General features: G+C 67.2%; 18 protein-coding genes and 1 pseudogene. 3 read left to right on the top strand and 16 right to left on the bottom strand.

Annotation, left to right across the window (positions count from 1 at the left end):
- Nucleotides 1–15 precede the first annotated feature (15 nt).
- Nucleotides 16–783: a DUF1287 domain-containing protein gene (locus AC1AYP_RS02940; protein WP_476532230.1), complete on the bottom strand. Its 768-nt coding sequence runs from the start codon at nucleotides 781–783 to the stop codon at nucleotides 16–18.
- A gap of 234 nt (nucleotides 784–1017) precedes the next feature.
- Between AC1AYP_RS02940 and AC1AYP_RS02945 the strand changes: the two genes are divergently transcribed.
- Nucleotides 1018–2001, top strand: coding sequence for a cobalt transporter (locus tag AC1AYP_RS02945; protein ID WP_476546688.1), 984 nt, complete (start codon nucleotides 1018–1020; stop codon nucleotides 1999–2001).
- Nucleotides 2002–2067: 66 nt separating this feature from the next.
- Here AC1AYP_RS02945 and trpE read toward each other — a convergent pair whose 3' ends face one another.
- The 14 genes and pseudogenes from trpE to AC1AYP_RS03015 form a co-directional block, all read right to left on the bottom strand.
- Nucleotides 2068–3627, bottom strand: coding sequence for an anthranilate synthase component I (trpE, locus tag AC1AYP_RS02950; RefSeq protein WP_476501630.1), 1560 nt, complete (start codon nucleotides 3625–3627; stop codon nucleotides 2068–2070).
- Between the two features lie 74 nt (nucleotides 3628–3701).
- Nucleotides 3702–4094, bottom strand: a pseudogene (gene hisI / locus AC1AYP_RS02955) (phosphoribosyl-AMP cyclohydrolase); the annotation flags it as partial.
- A 52-nt stretch (nucleotides 4095–4146) separates the two neighbouring features.
- Nucleotides 4147–4917 carry an imidazole glycerol phosphate synthase subunit HisF gene (gene hisF / locus AC1AYP_RS02960; RefSeq protein WP_476546689.1) on the bottom strand — a complete coding sequence of 257 codons (771 nt, stop codon included), beginning with the start codon at nucleotides 4915–4917 and terminating at the stop codon, nucleotides 4147–4149.
- Nucleotides 4918–4999: 82 nt separating this feature from the next.
- Entirely contained in the window at nucleotides 5000–6202 is a 1203-nt protein-coding gene (gene rlmN / locus AC1AYP_RS02965) for a dual-specificity RNA methyltransferase RlmN (protein ID WP_476546690.1), read from the bottom strand.
- A gap of 150 nt (nucleotides 6203–6352) precedes the next feature.
- Nucleotides 6353–7339: a phosphatidate cytidylyltransferase gene (locus AC1AYP_RS02970; protein ID WP_476501628.1), complete on the bottom strand. Its 987-nt coding sequence runs from the start codon at nucleotides 7337–7339 to the stop codon at nucleotides 6353–6355.
- 16 nt (nucleotides 7340–7355) lie between these two features.
- Nucleotides 7356–7910, bottom strand: a complete 555-nt coding sequence (gene frr / locus AC1AYP_RS02975; RefSeq protein ID WP_476501627.1) for a ribosome recycling factor — start codon at nucleotides 7908–7910, stop codon at nucleotides 7356–7358.
- Nucleotides 7911–7994: 84 nt separating this feature from the next.
- The gene (gene pyrH, locus AC1AYP_RS02980; protein WP_476501626.1) at nucleotides 7995–8744 is read right to left on the bottom strand and encodes a UMP kinase; all 750 of its coding nucleotides are present in this window, start codon (nucleotides 8742–8744) and stop codon (nucleotides 7995–7997) included.
- A gap of 164 nt (nucleotides 8745–8908) precedes the next feature.
- Complete coding sequence (yddG, locus tag AC1AYP_RS02985; RefSeq protein ID WP_476546691.1) at nucleotides 8909–9844, bottom strand: aromatic amino acid DMT transporter YddG; 936 nt, start codon at nucleotides 9842–9844, stop codon at nucleotides 8909–8911.
- A gap of 166 nt (nucleotides 9845–10010) precedes the next feature.
- A complete protein-coding gene (tsf, locus tag AC1AYP_RS02990) occupies nucleotides 10011–10862 on the bottom strand; it encodes a translation elongation factor Ts (protein ID WP_476546692.1) in 852 nt (283 codons plus the stop codon).
- A gap of 131 nt (nucleotides 10863–10993) precedes the next feature.
- A complete protein-coding gene (gene rpsB, locus AC1AYP_RS02995) occupies nucleotides 10994–11803 on the bottom strand; it encodes a 30S ribosomal protein S2 (RefSeq protein ID WP_476546693.1) in 810 nt (269 codons plus the stop codon).
- A 297-nt stretch (nucleotides 11804–12100) separates the two neighbouring features.
- Nucleotides 12101–12586 (bottom strand): peptide deformylase, encoded by a 486-nt coding sequence (gene def, locus AC1AYP_RS03000; RefSeq protein WP_476501622.1) that lies wholly within the window; start codon nucleotides 12584–12586, stop codon nucleotides 12101–12103.
- A 2-nt stretch (nucleotides 12587–12588) separates the two neighbouring features.
- Nucleotides 12589–14685 (bottom strand): AMP-dependent synthetase/ligase, encoded by a 2097-nt coding sequence (locus AC1AYP_RS03005; RefSeq protein WP_476546694.1) that lies wholly within the window; start codon nucleotides 14683–14685, stop codon nucleotides 12589–12591.
- A 77-nt stretch (nucleotides 14686–14762) separates the two neighbouring features.
- Nucleotides 14763–15266, bottom strand: a complete 504-nt coding sequence (locus AC1AYP_RS03010; protein WP_476501620.1) for an Rv3235 family protein — start codon at nucleotides 15264–15266, stop codon at nucleotides 14763–14765.
- Between the two features lie 186 nt (nucleotides 15267–15452).
- The gene (locus tag AC1AYP_RS03015; RefSeq protein WP_476501619.1) at nucleotides 15453–16580 is read right to left on the bottom strand and encodes a GuaB3 family IMP dehydrogenase-related protein; all 1128 of its coding nucleotides are present in this window, start codon (nucleotides 16578–16580) and stop codon (nucleotides 15453–15455) included.
- A 138-nt stretch (nucleotides 16581–16718) separates the two neighbouring features.
- Here AC1AYP_RS03015 and AC1AYP_RS03020 point away from each other — a divergent pair, with 138 nt between their 5' ends.
- Nucleotides 16719–17939, top strand: a complete 1221-nt coding sequence (locus AC1AYP_RS03020; RefSeq protein WP_476501618.1) for an NADP-dependent isocitrate dehydrogenase — start codon at nucleotides 16719–16721, stop codon at nucleotides 17937–17939.
- Nucleotides 17940–18035: 96 nt separating this feature from the next.
- The gene (locus AC1AYP_RS03025) at nucleotides 18036–19700 is read left to right on the top strand and encodes a type 1 periplasmic-binding domain-containing protein (RefSeq protein WP_476546695.1); all 1665 of its coding nucleotides are present in this window, start codon (nucleotides 18036–18038) and stop codon (nucleotides 19698–19700) included.
- 81 nt (nucleotides 19701–19781) lie between these two features.
- On the opposite strand, the gene era is transcribed toward AC1AYP_RS03025, so the two are convergent.
- On the bottom strand, nucleotides 19782–20792 hold the full coding sequence (era, locus tag AC1AYP_RS03030) for a GTPase Era (RefSeq protein ID WP_476546696.1): 1011 nt from the start codon (nucleotides 20790–20792) through the stop codon (nucleotides 19782–19784).

Consider the following 20792-nt stretch of genomic DNA (forward strand, 5'->3'; position numbering starts at 1 on the left):
GCCGCACCGCAACCGTCACTGCCGCCATTGGCGCAGCACGCTCTGCGGGACCTTGGACGCGTCGAAACGGTAGTGGCCGGTGACGGTCATGTGCGTCCTGAACGCGAGATAGTCGTTCTCACGCTGCCGCTGGCCCATGTTGTGCAGGATGAACGCGGTGCCGTCCGCGTCGCGTTTGTCCGAGACGATGCCGATGTGTTTGACGTTCTGGAACACGACGACGTCGCCGCCCTGCCATTGCGCGTGATCGGCCGGGTCGAGCGTCAGCTTCTCCCCGTATTTCGAGAAGAACACGTCGAGCACGCCGGTGCGACGGAAGTCGATGTTCGGATCCGGGTTCGGCGCGACGGCGGCGTAGCTCGCCGGATCGGCCGCCACATCCGCGTCCACCATGGCCTTCAAATCGTATCCGGCCGTCTTGAACGCGCGCCACACCAGATCGGTGCACGCGCCGCGGTCGTCCGGCGGATAGCCGCCCTCATAATAGCCGTCGTCGTAGGCGGGCCGGTTCTCCGCATCCCTGCGGGCACCGGCGACGATGTCCGCGTAATCGTCAACCCCGTTGCCGTTGTAGTCGACCGGGCTCACCGCCTTCGGATACTTCGCTTCGGCGGCGGCGCTCGGAGCCGTCGCATCCGTCGACGTCTCCCCCGCCGCATCGCCGGAACGCCAATCCGTCCCCGTCAGCGTGCGCACGGCGATCGAACCGGCGACGCCCAGCACGACGACCATCAGGACCACCACGATCCATGCGACGACGCGACGGGACCGCGTTCCCCTCATTCTCCGTCGCCGTCCACCGTCCTGTTCCATCATCACCGGCACCTCCCCGCATACGCTGCACGACATCCAACCAACCACTCGCCGCCCATTATCCTCCCCCGACCTCGTTCAGGGCAACCATCAGGGTCGTTCCCAGGGTTCTCTTGCCGAACAACCACAATCGGACTGGTAACGTGAGACGCGGCATCACGGATTCGGACAAGAACATACGGAAGCCGGAAGGGGCGATCCCATATGACGAAACGCACGGCACCGGGCGCGCGGCGCGGCTCGACGGCGCTCCGCCACGCGCTCATCATCGTCGTGGCCACCATCTGCATCGTCACCGCCGTGATCGTGGGCGTCGTGAAGCTCTCCGCGCAATGGCTCGCCGGCTTGGGGGACGCGGCATCCTCTGCGAAGGACACGAGCACATACTGCATGGCGAAGCAGACGGACGGCGTGATGAGCTACGTGCTGTCCGCCGAACAGGCGCGCAACGCGGGCCTCATCACCGCGATCGGCGTGACGCGCGGACTGCCCGACCACGCGGCCACGGTGGCGCTCGCCACCGCCATGCAGGAGTCGAAGATCACGAACCTGGAGTACGGCGACCGTGATTCGCTGGGGCTTTTCCAGCAGCGTCCCAGCCAGGGGTGGGGCACGGTCGAACAGCTCATGGACGAGACCTACGCGACGAATGCGTTCTACGACGGGCTGGTGAAGGTGTCCGATTGGGAGTCGATTCCCGTGGAGGACGCGGCGCAGGCGGTGCAGCTGTCCGGCTATCCGGACGCGTACGCGCAATGGGACGGGTTGGCGCGCGCCTGGGCGCAGTCGTTGACCGGCGAGGTCGCCGCCGGCGTGGGGTGCAGGCTGCCGGGCGACGTCATGTCGTCGGATCCGGACGGATTGACCGCCGGACTGCAGGGCGCGTATCCGTCCGTCACGTCATCGTCGTCATCGAAATCGACGGATGACGCCGGCGAAAGCGGGGACGGGAATAATGCCACGGGCGACGGCGCGACGGCCACGACCGTCACCTTCACCATGCCGAATGGACTGAGCGACGGGAACACACGTCGTGCGGTCTGGCAGACGGCGACATGGATCGTCGTCAACGCACGTCACTACGGCGTCACGACGATCACCGCGAACGGCATGACGTGGACGCGCGCGGCGACCGCGTGGACCGGCGACGAGAAGGCGGGGAACACGGTGACGGTCACGTTCGCGTGACCCTCGCCATGTTCCCCGCCCGAATCCCGGAAAAACGCCGGAAATCCCGGAAAGAAGCCCGGGAGACTACAGTTCGCGCAGCTGGGCGGCGATCTGGATGGCCTCGACGCTGGCCTCCGCCTTGTTGCGGGTCTCCTGCCATTCGTTGGCGGGCACGGAGTCGAGCACCAGTCCGGCGCCGGCCTGCACGCTCGCCTCATGGTCGCGCAGGAACGCGGTGCGGATGGCGATCGCCATGTCCATGTTGCCGGAGAAGTCGAAATAGCCGACGGTGCCGCCGTAGATGCCGCGGTCGGCGGGCTCCAGCTCGTCGATGATCTCGATGGCGCGCGGCTTCGGCGCGCCGGACAGCGTGCCCGCGGGGAACGCGGACATGAACACGTCGAACGCGGTCATGTCCGGGTTGACCTCGCCGGTGACGGTCGAGCAGATGTGCATGATGTGGCTGAACCGTTTGATGTCCATGAGGGACACCACTTCGACGGTCTCCGGCCTGCACACCTTGCTCAGGTCGTTGCGCGACAGGTCGACGAGCATGATGTGCTCGCTGCGTTCCTTCGGATCGGCGAGCAGCTCCTTGGCGAGGCGCGCGTCCTCCTCCGGGGTCTTGCCGCGCGGCCGGGAGCCGGCGATCGGGAAGGTGAGCGCGTGGCCGTCGTCCACCTTGATAAGCGTCTCCGGGCTGGAGCCGATCACGTTGAAATCACGGCCCTCGGCGTCGGTCAACGCCATGAAGTACATGTACGGGCTCGGGTTGAGCGTGCGCAGCACGCGGTACACGTCGAACGGATCGGCGGGCGAGTCGATGTCGAGGCGCTGGGAGATGACCGTCTGGAACACGTCGCCGTCGATGATGTGCCGCCGCGTGGCCTCCACCGCTTTCTCGTACACCTCCTTGGGGGTGCGGAAACGCAGTTCCGGCTGTTTGACTGAAGTGTCGAGCGCGCTGACGCGGGCCTCGCCCGGCGTGGGCGTGGCCGCGTTCTCCTGCATGCGGTCAAGCCGCCTGACGGCCTGGTCGTAGGCGATGTCGGCGCGCGTGGGCTTGTCGTCCACATTCACCGCGTTGGCGATGAGCCACACCGAACCGGACACGTGGTCGACGACGGCGATGTCCGTGGCGAGGGCGAGCACCATCTCCGGCTGGCCGGTCTCGTTCGGGGCCTTGGCGCGCAGCGTCGGCTCCCAGTGGCGGATCGCGTCCCAGCCGACGGTGCCGACCAGACCGGAGGTGAGGTTCGGCAGCCCCTCCACGCGCGGCGCCTTGAGCGTCTTCAGCGTGGCGTGCGCGACCTCGACCACGTCGCCGTGCGTGGGGACTCCGGCGGGTACGGTGCCCAACCAGTCGGCGTTGCCGTCCTTGTCGGCGCGCAGCTGCGCCATCGAGTTCACGCCGATGAAGCTGTAGCGGCTCCAGGAGCCGCCGTATTCGGCGGATTCGAGGATGAACGTGCCGGTGCGGCCGCCGGCGAGGCGCTCGTAGAAGCCGACCGGGGTGAGCGAGTCGGCGAGCAGACGGCGCACGATCGGAATCACGCGGTAGCCTTCGCCGGCCAGTTCGAGGAACTGTTCGCGGTTCGGCCAGGTGCCGCCCCAGTTGAGATGTTCGACGCTGCACTCGGTCATGCCCGCGCCTCCGTTTCCCTATCGTCCGCATGTGCTTCGCAGTCGGAGCCATTGGAATCGTCGGCGCCGTCGGCCTGTTCCGGCGTACGATGGCCGACGGCCACCGGCAGCGGTCCGCCTTCGAGGAAACAGCTGCGTTTGCCGGTGTGGCATGCGGCGCCCACCTGGTCGACCTCGACGAGCAGCGCGTCGCCGTCGCAGTCCAGGGACACGCCCTTCACGTACTGCACGTGACCGGACGTGTCGCCCTTGCGCCAGTATTCCTGGCGGGATCGCGACCAGAAGGTCACGCGCCCCGTGGTGAGCGTGCGCCGGAGCGCCTCGTCGTTCATGTAGCCGACCATGAGCACTTCACGCGTGTCGTACTGTTGGATGACCGCCGCCACGAGGCCCTTCGCGTCGCGCTTGAGCCGCGCGGCGATGCGGGGGTCGAGTTCGGTCGTGTTGTCGTAGATGATGTCCGTCATTGCAGTCTTTCCGTTGGTTCCTTGGGTGTTCCGGCGCATGTCCGCGCGTGTCTCAGCGCACCGTGTAGCCGTGGCGTTTGAGCTCCGCCTTCACGTCGGCGATGGTCATGAGCCCGAAGTGGAAGACCGATGCGGCGAGCACCGCGTTCGCGCCGGCCTCGATGGCCGGCGCGAAGTCCTCGACCTTGCCGGCGCCGCCGGAGGCGATGATCGGGATCTTGACCTCCTTGCGCACGGCGCGGATCATCTCGAGGTCGAAGCCCTCCTTCGTGCCGTCGGCGTCCATCGAGTTGAGGAGGATCTCGCCGGCGCCCAGCTCCTCGGCGCGTTTCACCCACCAGATCGCGTCGATGCCGGTGGACTTGCGGCCTCCCATCGTGGTGACTTCGAAACCGGACTGCGTGTGCTGCTCGCCCTTCTCGCGGCGCGCGTCGACGGACAGGACCAGCACCTGGTTGCCGAAGCGTTCGGCGACGCGGCTGATGAGCGTCGGATCGTTGATGGCCGCCGTGTTGACGCCCACCTTGTCGGCGCCGCAACGCAGCAGCGAATCCACGTCCTCCGGGGTGCGCACGCCGCCGCCCACGGTCATGGGGATGAACACCTGCTCGGCGGTGCGCGACACGACGTCGATCATCGTGTTGCGGTGCGAGCTGGAGGCGGTCACGTCGAGGAAGGTGAGCTCGTCGGCGCCCTGCCGGTAGTATTCGGCGGCGAGCTCCACCGGGTCGCCGGCGTCCTTCAGATTCTCGAAATGCACGCCTTTGACCACTCGTCCGGCATCGACGTCCAGGCACGGGATGACTCGAACCGCCAGCGACATAACTCCACTCCCCTGTTCGCAAGGTTTTCTTCTGTACGACACCCCAGACTACCGGCCGCGCGCCGTACGGGCGGCCGGCGTCTCACTTCGCGCGCTCGAACGCCTCCCGGGTCTTGGCGGCGAGCTGCCCGCAGGCGCCGTCGATGTCCTGGCCACGGGTGTCGCGCAGGGTGGCGGTGATGCCCGCGTCGTGCAGGATCTCGAGGAACCGCGCCTCGTCCTCCGGCTTGGAGGCGGTCCAGCGGGAGCCTTCGATCGGATTGAGCGGGATCGGGTTCACATGCGCCCAGTCGTCGCCGTAATGGTTGAGACGCTTGGCGAGCAGACGCGCATGCTCGGCCTGGTCGTTGATGCCGCGCATCAGCGCGTATTCGATGCTGACGCGGCGCTTGGAGGCCAGCCAGTAGTCGTGCGCGGCGTCGAGCACCTGCGTGGTATCGAAACGCTTGTTCATCGGCACGAGCTCGTCGCGCAGCTCGTCGCTCGGCGCGTGCAGGGAGACGGCGAGACGCACCGGGATGCCTTCAGCGGCGAGCTTCCTGATGCCGGGCACGACGCCCACCGTGGAGACGGTGATGTTGCGTGCGGAGATGCCGAAGCCCTCGGGCGGCATGGCGGAGATCTGGCGCACGGCGGACAGGACGGAACGGTAGTTGCCCATCGGCTCGCCCATGCCCATGAACACGATGTTGCTCAGGCGCCCGGGGCCTCCGGCGACCTCGCCGTCGCGCATCATGCGCGCGGCGACGCGCACCTGTTCGAGGATCTCCCCGGCGGACATGTTGCGGGTGAGTCCGAGCTTGCCGGTGGCGCAGAACGGGCATCCCATGCCGCAGCCGACCTGCGAGGAGATGCACAGCGTGGTGCGCGTCGGATAGCGCATGAGCACCGATTCGATGTGGGAGCCGTCGAACAGGCGCCACAGCGTCTTGATGGTGGCGCCGTCGTCCGCCACCTGGCGGGTGACCTCGTGGATGAGTTCGGGGAAGAACGCGGCCGCCGCCTCGTCGCGTTTGGCGGCCGGGAAGTCGGTGAATTCGGCGGCGTTCACGTCGAAGCGCCCGTAGTAGTGGTTGGCGAGCTGCTTGACGCGGAACTTCGGCATGCCGAGCTCCTTCGCGGTCTCGACGCGCTGTTCGGGCGTCATGTCGGCGAAGTGCAACGGCGGCTTGCCGCGGCGCGCATAGTCTTTGGACAGCACGTCGCGGAACGCGCCGGTGGTGCCTCCCGGCGTGATGCCGGTCTCGGGGGCGTCCCCGTCGATGATGGGGTTCTGGTCGGCCATGGGTGGCTTCCTTTCGTCACGGTTCATCACGTGTCGTCGTTCGTCGCGGTTCTCCCGCGAAAACGCGGAACGGGCCGGACAATCGTCACGACTGTCCGGCCCGGGGATCGTCCGGTTCCTCACCGGCCGCTGGTCATGGGCGTCACGGCGTCACAGGCCGGTGAACCACAGGAGGATGCAGGTGAACGGCGCCGCCATGAGGATGGAGTCGACGCGGTCCATCACGCCGCCGTGGCCCTTGAGCAGGTGGCCCATGTCCTTGATGCCGAGATCTCGCTTGATCATCGAGGCGCACAGGTCGCCGAACGTGCCGACCACGCCGACGAGCACGCCTTCGAGCACGGGCACCCACCACATGGCGGCCCACACGTCCGGCGTGTACGTGCAGAACAGGACGGCGAACGCGCCGGCCATGGCGAACAGCACCGATCCGGCGAGTCCCTCCCAGCTCTTCTTCGGCGAGATGCGCGGGGAGAGCTTGTGCTTGCCGAGCCATGCGCCGGCGAACAGGCCGCCGGTGTCGGACAGGGCGGGCAGGAACACGAGCATGATCGCGTGGGCGACCGGATGTCCGTGGAAGGTCAGCGGCATGACGATGCACGCGGCGAGCACGGGGATGTACAGCACGGTGAGTACCGACACGGACACGTGGCTCAGCCGGGAGTGGTGCTGTTCGCCGCCCTCGTGGTTGAACGAGGATTCGAGGCGCGCGCCCGCCTCCGTGTTGGAGAGCTTGTCCGCCACGGCGAGCGACAGGCGGTTGCCGAAGCTCAACTTGGCGGTGGCGGTCATGGAGACGAGCATGATCGACGCCATCGCGCACAGCGCCATCGCGACGACGTGCAGCGGCGCGTAGTAGGTGGCGAACAGGGTCGCCGCCGAGCACGCGCACAGCATGACGAACGGGATGTGCAGCCCGACGGTCGCGAAGTCGACGCGCAGCTCCCACAGGGCGAGGATCATGAACACGACGATCAACGCCACGAACAGGTCGATGCTGAGCAGCATCGCGGCGAGGATGACGGCGATCAGGACGACGGCGGTGCCTACCGCCTGGGGCATGTTCCGGCCGGTCTTCTTGTTGATCTCGTCGAGTGCGACTTCGGCCTCTTCGTGGAGTTGTTCGTTGCGTTCCATAACGGCGTGCGGAGGCTCAGACCTCCATGATCTCCTTCTGCTTGGTCTCCAGCAGGGTGTCGATCTCGTCGGTGACGGACTTGGTGACCTTGTCGAGGTCCTTGAGGAGACGGTCGCCCTCGTCCTCGCCCATGTCGCCGTCCTTGACGGACTTGTCGATGCCTTCCTTGGTCTTGCGGCGGATGTTGCGCACCGCGACCTTGCCGTCCTCGGCCTTCGCCTTGGCGAGCTTGACGTACTCCTTGCGGCGTTCCTCGGTGAGCTCCGGCATCGTGATGCGGATCACGTTGCCGTCGCGGTTCGGGCTGACGCCGAGGTCGGAGTTGCGAATCGCCTTCTCGACGGCGCCGGCCTGGGAGGCGTCGAACGGGGTGACGGAAAGGGTGCGCGGCTCCGGCACGCCGATGGAGGCGACGGCCTTGATCGGCGTGGGGGCGCCGTAGTAGTCGACCACGATGCCGTTGAGGAGGGCCGGGTTGGCACGGCCGGTGCGGATGCCCGCGAAGTTCTCCTTGGTGTTCTCGACGGTCTTGGCCATCTGCTCCTTGGCCTGCTCGACGACGTTTGCCATGTTGTGCTCCTTGCTGTTCGTCTGCGAACGGTTCGTTTACGGTTTGCTTCCCTACCGATTGTAGGGTCTCGGGGCGGTTCCGGGCTATTCCGCCACGCGCGATTCGGCGGTGGACACGAGCGTGCCGATGTCCTCGCCGAGCAGGGCGCGGGTCACGTTGCCCGGCTCCTCGAGGCCGAAGACGCGGATGAGCTTCCTGTTGTCGCGCGCCATGGACAGGGCGGAGGCGTCCATCACGGCGAGGTTGTCGACCAGGGCGCGGTTGTAGCTCAGGGTCTCGAAGCGCTTGGCGTCCGCGTGCTTGCGCGGGTCGGCGGTGTACACGCCGTCGACGCCGTTCTTGCCCATCAGGACCTCGTCGCAGTGGATCTCCAGCGAACGCTGGATGGAGACGGTGTCGGTGGAGAAGTACGGCATGCCGGCGCCGGCGCCGAAGATGACCACGCGGCCCTTCTCCAGATGGCGGATGGCCTTGAGCGGGATGTACGGCTCGGCGACCTGGCCCATGGTGATGGCGGTCTGCACGCGGGTGGCCTGCCCCTCCTGCTCGAGGAAGTCCTGGAGCGCGAGGCAGTTCATCACGGTGCCGAGCATGCCCATGTAGTCGCCGCGGGAGCGGTCGATGCCGGCCTGCTGCAGCTCGGCGCCACGGAAGAAATTGCCGCCGCCGGTCACGATGGCGACCTGCACGCCCTGCTGGACCGCGGGGACGATCTCCTCGGCGATGCGTCGGATCACCTTGGTGTCGATGCCGACCCTGCCGCCGCCGAACGCCTCGCCGGACAGCTTGAGCAGCACCCTGCGCGGCTTGTCTTTCGCCTCGTTGCCAGTCATACTGTTACACCCTTTCGTTCTCGGATGCGCCATGCGGCGGATCGACGCCGCGCGGCGCATCCACGAAAATTACCATCTGACAGGTTATCCGCCGTTCCCGACACCGTACGGCCTCACCGTGTAGCGATGCGCCGGGAGCGTCCCGAGGGGCCGGCGCGCGGGGTTCACCGTCCGCCGCTTAGCCGTTCCGCGATCAGGTTGAGCGCCGAACCGGCGACGACGAGCAACGCGCCGCACCAGAACGGCAGGGACAATGACAGGCCGAGGATGAGCGAGCTGGCGGCGACCGACAGCACGGGCGTCGCGTATGAGGCCACGGCGAGCGTCCTGAGGCTCCCGTGCAGAATGCCGTACCCCCAGAACGCGTATCCGCCGCCGATGACGGCGGCGCAGGCGATGACGGCGAGCCAGTCGAGCGGCCCCGGCATCGATGCCGGCAATCCCTCACCCGATGCGAGGTGGATGATCCACAGGGAGGCCGCGACCCCGGGGAAGAAGACCGATGTGCCGTCCAGCCCGCCGGACATGGCGGGGGTGATCACCGCGTAGAGGGACCATGCGAACGCGCCGAGGAAGGCGAGCAGGTACGGCAGCGGATCGGACATGATATGTCCGATCGCCGCTTCGGGACGCAACCCGCCGTTGCCGCCGACGGCCAGCGCCACGCCCGCGGTGGCGACGACGGCGCCCGGCAGCGCCCGCCGCACCGCTCCCCTGCGTCGCGGTCGGCCGATGGCGGCGGCGAGCAGCACCATGAGCGTGGGCCACAGGTAGTTGACGAGACTCACCTCGACGGACTGCTCGGCGGTGGACGCCAATCCGATGGACAGGGAGATGGAGGATTCGTAGAACACGAAGAGCGCTCCCCCGACGACCAGGTAGCGTCTGGGATAGTCGCGGAGCGGCGCGGGGCGATGGAAGACGAGCAGCAGCATGGCGCCGCTCGTGTAGATGAGCGCCGAGCCGAGCGTGGCTCCGAACGATTCGGCGACGACGCGCACCAGCCCGGTCATGAGGCTCCACACCGCGATGGCGAGCAGCCCCACGGCGGTCGCGCGCGTCGCGGGCACGTATCCATGACGTTTCTCGTCGGCATCCATATCGGTTCCCCCTCGTTCCTTCCGGTTCCTTCGGTTCCGCGGACTTTCCGGGAATACGATAGCGGCCGCGCATCACCCAGGATGCGCGGCCGCCGTCATTCAGCGTGTCGCATGACCGTCAGCGGACCGTAGCGGCCGATCCGACGGAATCCGACGGGAGGGGGCCTCAGGCCTCCTCGCCCTTGCCGACCTCGACACGGGCGAAGGCCAGGGCCTTGCCGCCGACCTCTTCGAAGAGCTTGCCGACGGTCTTGGACGGATCCTTGACGAACGGCTGCTCGAGGAGGACGACCTCCTTGAAGAAGGCGTTGAGACGGCCCTCGACGATCTTCGGGACGATCTTCTCCGGCTTGCCCTCGGCGAGGGACTTCTCGGTGGCGACGCGGCGCTCGGACTCGACCACGTCGGCCGGGACGTCCTCGCGGGTCAGCCACTTGGCGCCCATCGCGGAGATCTGCAGCGCGGCCTCGTGTGCGACGGCGGCGCCGGCCTTGTCGGTGGCGATCATCGCGACGATGCTCGGCGGCATCTCGGCGGACTTCTTGTGGGCGTAGATCTCGACGTGCTCGCCGGAGATCTTCGCGAACTGGCCGACCTTGACGTGCTCGCCGAACAGGGCGGCGGCCTCCTCGATGGCCTCCTTGACGGTCTCGTCGCCGGCCTTGGCGGCCAGCAGCTCGTCGGCGTTGTCCGCGTCGGCGGCCACGGCGTAGCCGAGGATGGTGTCGGCGAACTCGACGAACTTCGGGGTCTTGGCCACGAAGTCGGTCTCGGAGTTCAGCTCGACCGCGTAGCCGGTCTCGCCTTCGACGCCCGCGACGACCTTGGAGGCGATGGTGCCTTCCTGGGCCTTGCGGCCTTCGCGCTTGCCGGCCGCGGCGATGCCCTTGGCGCGGATGATCTCCTTGGCGCGGGCGACGTCGCCCTCGGCCTCGGTCAGGGCCTTCTTGACGTCGAGCATGCCGGCGCCGGTGTCCTCACGAACCTGCTTGATCAGAGCGGCGGTAATTGCTGCCATGAAACTTGTCTCCTTGGGATGAAAATCGATTGCGTTCCCCTATGACAGGAGGTGCAATCATCGTTGCACCTCCCATCCTAGCGGTAGGTGAACCTTCGCGGTTCACGCTCGGCGAATCCTTAAGCGGGGATTCACTCGGCCTTGGCTTCGCCTTCGGCGGCCGGGGCGACGGCGTCCTGGTTCTCCAGGAGCTCCTTCTCCCAAGCAGCCATCGGCTGCTCGGAGGCGCCCTCCTCCTTGGCGGCCTTGCCGGAACGCTCCAGCAGGCCGTCGGCGACGGCGTCGGCCATGAGGCTGGTCAGCAGCTCGATGCCGCGGATGGCGTCGTCGTTGGCCGGAATCGGGTAGTCGACGGACTCCGGGTCGGTGTTGGTGTCGACGATGGCGACGACCGGGATGCCCAGCTTGTGGGCCTCCTCGACGGCCAGCGCCTCCTTGTTGATGTCGACGACGAACATCGCGGACGGGGTGCGGCCCATGTTGCGGATGCCGCCGAGCTGCTTCTCCAGCTTGTCCTTCTCGCGCTCGAGGAGCAGCAGCTCCTTCTTGGTCAGGCCGGAGCCGTGCACGTCGGAGAAGTCCATCTCCTCGAGCTCCTTGAGGCGGTTGACGCGCTTGGAGACGGTCTGGAAGTTGGTCAGCATGCCGCCGAGCCAGCGCTCGGAGACGTACGGCATGTTCACGCGGGTGGCCTGGGTGGAGATGGCCTCCTGGGCCTGCTTCTTGGTGCCGACGAAGAGCACGGTGCCGTTGTGGGCGACGGTGGTCTTGATGAAGTCGTACGCCTTGTCGATCATCTCGAGCGACTTGAACAGGTTGATGATGTGGATGCCGTTGCGCTGGGTGAGGATGAACTGCTTCATCTTCGGGTTCCAACGACGGGTCTGGTGGCCGAAGTGCAGACCTGCCTTCAGCATTTCGCTCATCGTGATCTGAGCCATGGTGATGCTACCTTTCTTGTCGGTTATTGCCTGGTCATGCGCACCTGCGTGCAGCCCAGACCGTGTCTCCACGGGTTCGGGCCGACCGACACAGGCCGTCGCGGACATGACGCGAATTCGTCGCGCGCCGGTTGACGATATTGGGTGGTCCGGAACGGCTGCGACTCCGCTCCTCGCCGGTTGGCGCACGATGCACAAAGATAACACACCTCATGGAAAAGGCGGCCCGCCGACGCATCGTCGCCGGCGGGCCGCCTTTTCCATGTCCGTCCGTCCCGCGTTCCCGCGGGACACGGCTCACTTCTGGTGTTCGCGCATGTACCTCAACGCCGCGCGACGCTCCTCCTTCTCCAGACGGTCGAGGTAGACGTGGCCGTCGAGGTGGTCGGTCTCGTGCTGGAGCATGCGTCCCATGAGCCCGGTCCCCTCCAGCACGATCTCCTTGCCGTCGAGGTCGATGCCGCGCACGCGGGCGTAGTCGGCGCGACGCGTCTTGTACCACAGTCCGGGCACGGACAGGCATCCCTCGTCGCCGTACTGTTCGCCGCGCGTCTCCTCGAGCACCGGGTTGAGGATGTAGCCGATCTTGCCGTCGATGTTGTAGGAGAAGGCCCTGAGGCTCACACCGATCTGGTTGGCGGACAGGCCCGCGCGCCCCGGATCGTCGACGGTCTCGAGCAGATCGTCGACCAGTCGGCGCACGGCGGGCGTGATCTCGCGGATTTCGTCGCAGGGGGTGCGCAGCACGGGGTCGGGGACGATGCGGATCTCACGGATTGCCAAGGCTAGTTCTCCTCGTTGTCGGTGGTGTCGGTGGCGTTGCGGCCGTCGGCCTGGTCGGCGGGGGAAGCGGCGTCGTCGTTCCCGTCCGCGCCGTCAGGCTGGCGCTTGATCTTCTCGGACACGGTAGCAAGCGAATCAGACACGTTCTCCCTGGCCTGCTCGTAGGCGGAGCGCAGCGTCTTCGTGTTGACGGTCTCGGACGCCTGCTTGACGGTCTCCGCGGTGCGCTTGACCGATTCGGTGGTCTTGTCGAGGATGCGCACGGTGGCGGGCAGCGGCTTGCCGGGGTTGCGGGGCGTGTAGATCTCGTGCTCGATCACGTCCTCGTAGCGCTTGAGCACCTTCGGACGCACGACCTTCATGCTCGGCGTCAGCGTGCCCGTCTCCTGGCTGAACTCCTCGTCGAGGATGGCGAACTTGCGCACCGATTCGGCGCGCGAGACGTTCGCGTTGGCCTTGTCGACGTACTGCTGGACGAACGCGCGCACCGCATCGTTCGCCGCGATCTCGGCCATCGGCGCATCTTGGTCGAGGCCCTGGGAGGCGAGCCAGGAGCGGGTCATCTCCGGGTCGAGCTCGATGAGCGCGGAGATGAACGGCTTGCCGTCGCCGACGACGACCGCATGGTCGACGATCGGACAGGTGGCGATGGTCTCCTCCATGGGCGCAGGGCTCACGTTCTTGCCGCCGGCGGTGATGATGATGTCCTTCTTGCGTCCCGTGATGTACACGAAGCCGTCGTCGTCGATCGTGCCGAGGTCGCCGGTGCGGATCCACCCGTCGGCGGTCTTCGTCTCGGCGGTGAGCTCGGGCTGCTTGTAGTAGCCGAGGAACACGTTCGGGCCGGTGAGCAGCAGCTCGTCGCCCTCGCCCTGCTTGACGCCCATGCCGGGGCCGGGCTTGCCGACGGAACCGACCTTGTTGGCGTCCTGCCAGTTGACGAGCATCGGGGCCGCGGTCTCGGTCATGCCGTAGCCCTGGATGAACGTGATGCCGTCCATGCCGTTGAAGAAGTGCGCGAGGTCCGGGTTGAGCGGGGCGCCGCCGCACGCCAGCCACGCGAGGTTGGGGCCGAGGGCGGAACGCACCGACTTGCCCACCGTGCCCATGTAGAACGAGTGCTGGATGCGGGCGATCGGCGAATGGGCCTTGCCCGCCTGCGTGTCCTTCGACCACTGGACGAAGTGCCGGTAGGCGGCGGCGAACACGCGTCCGGCGATGCCGTTGCCGGCCTTCTGCGAGGCGGCGTTGTACACCTTCTCGAACACTCGGGGCACGCCGAGCAGGTAGGTGGGCTTGAACGAGCGCAGGTCGGCGAGCAGGTGCCTGGCCCCGGGGATGTAGCCGACGACGCCGTGGCCGCCGATGGCCACGTACTGGATGTAGCGGGCGAAGCAGTGCGCCAGCGGGAGGAACAGCAGCAGGCGGTTCGGGTTGTAGAGCATGTCCTCGAGGATGATGTAGCCGTTCTTCACGATGTGCGTGAAGTTGCGGTTGGACAGCATCGCACCCTTCGGCTTGCCGGTGGAGCCGGACGTGTAGACGATGGTCGTCATGTCGTCGGCCTTCACGCGTGCGATGGCCTCGTCGAGCTCCTCGTCGGGGACGTTCGCGCCGAAGTCGGCGACCGCGTCGAGTCCCTTCGCCTTGAAGTTGAACACGTATTCGAGGCTCTTGACCTCGTCGCGCACCTGTTCGAGGGTCTGTGCATGTGCCTGGTCGCCGGCGAAGGCGATCAGCGGCGCGGTGTCCTCGATGATCGAGGCGGCCTGGCGTTCCGAGTCGGTCTCGTAGATCGGCACGCTGACCGCGCCGATGGCCGCGCAGGCGAAGTCCGTCACGCCCCACTCGTAGCAGGTGGCCGAGTAGATGGCGACCATGGTGCCGGGACGCACGCCCAGCCCGAGCAGCCCCTTCGCCACGGCGCGCACGCGTTCCAGCATCTCGGAGGCCTTCACCGAATGCCAGCGCCGGTCGTCGTCCTGGTATTCGGCGATCTCGTCATCGGGAGCGCTCTCGGCACGGGCGGCGAGCAGCGAGAAGATCGTGTCGCCGTCGTTGGTCACATACTCGGGGTCGGAAATATACTCACGCAACATGGACACCAGACTATACCCGGTCCGGTATCAGCCGTGCCGGCGCGGCCGCACGTCCGCGCGAGGATCCGGGACCGTCGCTATCCGATGTCGGCGACGGTGCACATCCACCGCGACCCGCGGACCTCGAATCTGAGGTTCGACCAGTAGGACTCCCCTCCGACGGACAGGTGCACGGCGAATTCGAGCGCGGTGGCGCTCACCAGCATGCCGCTGAGCGAGAGAGGCACCACCGGCAGGTAGCGCATGCGCGCCCGGTACGCGTCGTCGGCGCGCATCCTGCCGTCCATCATGTACGCCATCGTCTCCAGCTTGCCTACGCATGACGGTTCGACGGCGCGTCGCAGTATCGACGGGGACAGGCTGCCCCGCATCACGTCGGCCGCCAGGCATGCGACCCGGCAGCCGGACACGGCCATCGCGTGCATCTGCTCGTCGCTCATCGCGTCGTCGACGACCGCGACGACGCGGTACGGGACGGGTTCCGGCGACAGTTCGACGTGGACGACGCCCTCGTAGACGGGAGGCGTACGGCCATACGAGAATCCGGCTGACGGGAAGATGACGTACTGCTGCGGCTGCATGATGGGCTCCTTCGTCCGATGTCTCGCGTCCGGACCGGCGGCGGGCCGGACGTGGGGCCATCACATCATGCGAAAGGTCCCGCGTCAACAGGCGCGGGACCTTGGTGCATCACCGTGGACGACACGGTGGACAAGCGCGCACGGACGCGGCGGGGAGCTCCCTCGCCGCGCCCGTGCGCCGCCGTCTCAGCGGCGGCCGGCGTACGGCGTGACGACCACGCCGCAACGCTGGAAGTTCTTCACGTCCACGTATCCGGTGGACGCCATCGCGCGGCGCAGCGCGCCGACGAAGTTCGTGGTGCCGTCGGCCGTGTGGCTCGGCCCGAACAGGATCTGCTCGAGCGGCGCGACCGTGCCGACGTCGGTGCGGAAGCCGCGCGGCAGCGTCTGGTGGCGAGCCTCGGCGCCCCAGTGCTTGCCGCGGCCCGGCGCCTCGGTGGCGCGGGCGAGCGGCGCGCCGAGCATGACCGCGTCGGCGCCGAGGGCGAGCGCCTTGACGAAGCTGCCGGAGTCGCCCATGCCGCCGTCGGCGATGAGCTGCACGTAGCGGCCGCCCGACTCGTCCATGTAGTCGCGACGGGCCTCGGCCACGTCGGCGATGGCGGTCGCCATCGGCGCCTCGACGCCGATCGTCTGGCGCGTGGCGGACACGGCGCCGCCGCCGAAGCCGACGAGCACGCCGGCCGCGCCCGTGCGCATCAGGTGCAGGGCCGCCGTGTAGTTGGCGGCGCCGCCGACGATGACCGGGACGTCCAGATCGTAGATGAACTGCTTGAGGTTGAGCGGCTCGTGGTCCTGCGACACGTGCTCGGCGGACACGGCGGTGCCGCGGATCACGAACAGGTCGACGCCCGCCTCGACCACGGTCGAGTAGAACTGCTGGGTGCGCTGCGGGGAGAGCGCGCCGGCCACGGTGACGCCGGCGTCGCGGATCTCGTGCAGACGCTTCGTGATGAGCTCCGGCTTGATCGGCTCCGCGTAGATCTCCTGGATGCGGCGGGTCGCGCTCTCGGCCGGCAGGTCCGCGATCTCCTTCAGATACGGTTCCGGATCGTCGTAGCGGGTCCACAGACCCTCGAGGTCGAGCACGCCGAGCGCGCCGAGCTTGCCCATCGCGATCGCGGTGGCCGGGCTCGTCACCGAGTCCATCGGGGCGCCGATGACCGGCACGTCGAACTCGTAGGCGTCGACCTGCCAGGACGTGGAGACGTCCTGCGGGTCGCGCGTCCTGCGGGAGGGGACGATCGAGACGTCGTCCAGCGAGTAGGCCATGCGGCCCTTCTTGCCCAAACCGATTTCAATTTCCTGAGACATGCCTCCGAGACTAATGCGCGCGCGGGACGGCGGCGCGCGGCATACCGCCCGCCATCTCACATAATCGAACGCCCGCATGCGGCGTTACATTCCTGCGCTAGGAATGGCAATGTCTCAACCGAACTGTCAGGAGGAAGCATGGCCAGAATCAAGGTCGAAGGCAAGGTCGTCGAGCTCGACGGCGACGAGATGACGCGCGTCATCTGGAAGGACATCAAGAACCGTCTCATCCTGCCGTACCTCGACGTGGATCTCGACTACTACGATCTGGGCATCGAGAACCGCGACGCCACCGACGACCAGGTCACCATCGACGCGGCGCACGCCATCCAGCGCGAGCACGTGGGCGTCAAATGCGCGACGATCACCCCCGACGAGGCGCGCGTCAAGGAATTCGGCCTGAAGAAGATGTGGAAGTCCCCCAACGGCACGATCCGCAACATCCTCGGCGGCACCATCTTCCGCGAGCCGATCGTGATGAGCAACGTGCCGCGCCTCGTGCCCGGCTGGACCAAGCCGATCGTCGTCGCCCGCCACGCCTTCGGCGACCAGTACAAGGCCACCGACTTCAAGGTGCCGGGCGCCGGACGCCTCACCGTGACCTTCACGCCGGAGGACGGCTCCGAGCCGATCCAGCACGTGGTCTACGACTACGGCCCCGACGGCGGCGTCGCCCAGGTGCAGTACAACGTCAACGATTCGATCCGCGGCTTCGCGCGCGCCTGCTTCAACTACGGCCTCATGCGCCACTACCCCGTGTACCTGTCCACGAAGAACACGATCCTCAAGGCGTACGACGGCCAGTTCAAGGACATCTTCGCCGAGATCTACGAGACCGAATACAAGGAACGCTTCGAGGCGGAGGGCCTCACCTACGAGCACCGCCTCATCGACGACATGGTCGCCAGCTCCCTCAAGTGGCACGGCGGCTACATCTGGGCCTGCAAGAACTACGACGGCGACGTGCAGTCCGACTCCGTCGCCCAGGGCTTCGGCTCCCTCGGCCTCATGACCTCCGTGCTCATGACCCCCGACGGGCAGACCGTCGAGGCCGAGGCCGCCCACGGCACCGTCACCCGCCACTACCGCCGCTGGCTCAAGGGCGAGAAGACCTCCACGAACCCGATCGCCTCGATCTTCGCCTGGACCGGCGGCCTCAAGCACCGCGCGGACCTCGACGGCACCCCCGAGGTCCGCCACTTCGCCGAGACGCTCGAGAAGGTCATCGTCTCCACCGTCGAAGGCGGCCAGATGACCAAGGACCTCGCCATGCTCATCGGCCCCGACGAGCCGTGGCTCGACACCGAGGGCTTCATGGACGCGCTCGACGAGAACCTCGCCAGGGCGCTCGCCGACTGACGGCGGCACGCGCGGCTCCCCCAGCGGCGTATCCGCGGGGATGCTACTACAATCGACGGCAGTGCACAGCCCGCCGATCGAAAGGAATCCCGTCCCATGGCACTTCGCAGCAGCAATCCCGCGGCACGACTGATCGCCATGGCGGCGGGATTCGCCATGCTCGCGTCCTGCGCGGCGTGCGGCGCCGCGCAGGACGGTCCGACGAATGGCGCCACATCCTCCGGCGGCACCGCGACCACGTCGAAGACGTCCGCCGGCAGCGCCGTCATCTTCACGCCGTCGGACGGCATCACCATCTCCCAGCGCACGCCGCTCAACAAGTGGGCGAAGCTGACGCCCGAGATCACCGCCAAACTCGTCGACGCCGGCATGGCGAAGAAGTCGATCGAGATGAAGACCTCCTCCGACCTCGGCACGCAGAGCCGTGACGTGCAGGATTGGGTCGTGGACCATATGACCGCCGCGGACGCGTCCAAGTCCGGCAAGGCGGAGGCGAAGCGTACGACGCTGATCGTCGCCCCCGCCGTCGACGTGGATTCCTCGACACGCCAGTACGGCGACTACGTCACGCAGCCGCAGTCCGAGTCCTCCTCCGATGCGTCGCAATCCGATGCGTCGCGGTCCGATTCGGCGGACACGGATACGACGGATACCGCCACGGATACGTCCACGGACGACCAAACGCAGGACGACGCATACTCCCGTCTCGCCTCAGCGCTCCAGCTCGCGCAGGATTCCGGCATGCACGTCGTGCTGCTCGCCAACGGGGTGGACGACATCACGCCGGACGCGTTCGTGCGGTTCTCCACGGCCGAGCAGATCGGCCGCACGCAGGCGCAGAAGCTCGTCACGAAGCTCGACCTGGCCAAGGCAAGCAAGGACAATCCGAAGGCCGTCGAGGTGTTCATCCCCTACTCCGCGAACGCGAAGGACGGCGACGAGGCGACCGACGCCGTCGATGACGACGCGTTCGCGCGTGAGGCGTTCGCCGGCATGTGGCAGGTGCTGCAACCGTATTTCACGCAGGGCAAGGCGTATTCGCCCTCCGGCCTGCTCACCAAGGACACGTCGGATTCCGATTGGGACGACGTGACCGTCGACGCCACCGATGAGAAGCACATCACGGCGGAGGTCGACAAGCGTCTGCCGACGAAGAGGACCGCCGACGGCACCTCGTTCACGCGCATCGACGGCGTCATCGCGATGAACGACTACGTCGCCTCCGCGGTGACCGACGAACTCGACGCGCTCGGATACACCGGTTCGGCGGCGGACGTCAACCCGCAGATCACCATCTCGGGCATCGTCGGCAACATCGCCGGCCGCAAGGACCTGCAGCGCGGCGGCGTGCCCGATCCGGCGAAGGCCCCCGAAGACGATACGGACGGCGGCCAAGGCGACGAAGCGGACGGCTCCGACACTCCCGCGCAGGCCGGGACCAGCGAAGTGAACCGACGCTGGCCGATCGTCACCGGCTTCGGCGGCTACGTGGACACCCTTCCCCAGGTGGTGAACGGCAAGCAGTGGATGACCGGATTGGAGAACCGCGTCGCCCTGGCGGCCGACACGGCCGAGGTCACGGTGAGGCTCAACCGGGGCGAATCGCTCGGCAAGCTCGCCTACGTGTCGAGGAAGAAGGCCCCCGGCGCGTTGAAGAAGACGAACGTCGTGGAGGAGGAGCCGCTGGCCGTCAGCGCCTCGAACCTCAAGGCCACGCTCATCGACCCCGGCTACATCACCATGGCCGACGCCGGCCTGTGACGTTCCCCGCACCAACATCCGGATACGATGAAGGCCCGCTCCCCCTGATGGGAAGCGGGCCTTCATCGCGCGATAGAACGGCTAGAAGCCGAGACGCTCCAATTGCTTGGGATCGGACTGCCAGCTCTTGGCGACCTTGACGTGCAGGTCGAGGCGCGCCTTCTGGCCGACGATGCGGTTGACGGGGGTGCGTAGCTTCTTCTTCACGGCGGTCAGGTTCCTCGCGCCCTTGCCGATGATGATCGGCTTCTGCGAGTCGCGCTCCACGTAGATGGACACGCGCACGTCCGTCTTGCCGTCGTAGGCCTCGCCGGTCTCGTTGTCCTCCGGATAGTCGATGGAGTCGACGACGACCGCCAGCGAATGCGGCAGCTCGTCGTCCAGCTGTTCGAGGAACGCGCCGCGGATGAGCTCGGCGATGGTGTCCTCGGGGCGTTCCTCGCTGATCTGCTCCTCCGGGTACATCTGCGGGCCTTCCGGCGTGTGCTCGATGAGCACCTTGCGCACCTCGTCGACGTTGTCGTGTCCGAGGGCGCTCACCGGCACGATGTCCGCGAAATCGGCGAACCCGTCGATCTCGATGAGCTTGGCGACGAGCTGTTCGCGCGAGAGTTCGTCGATCTTGGTGACGACGGCGATCAGCGGCACCTTCCATGCGAACGTGCCGTCGTCGCGCTTCACGGCGAAGTCGGAACGCAGACGGGACAGGATGCGTTTGTCGCCGGGGCCGATCTCCTGGTCGGCGGGCAGCAGGAACGCTACCTCGTCCACGTCGGACAGGCTTTCGTCGACGATGTCGTTGAGCCGCTGGCCGAGCAGCGTGCGCGGACGGTGGATGCCGGGCGTGTCGACGAGCACGAGCTGCGCGTTCTCGGTGGTGAGGATGCCGCGGATCGCCTTGCGCGTGGTCTCCGGACGGGACGACGTGATGGCGATGCGCTTGCCGATGAGCGCGTTGATGAGCGTGGATTTGCCGACGTTCGGCCTGCCCACGACCGCCACGAATCCGGAACGGTACGGCTGCGCCTCGCGGCGGTCCGCGCCGTCGTCAGCGGTCGTGTTCTCGTTCGTCGATACGGCGGTTTCGGTCAT

This window comes from Bifidobacterium sp. LH_424, from assembly GCF_056356895.1.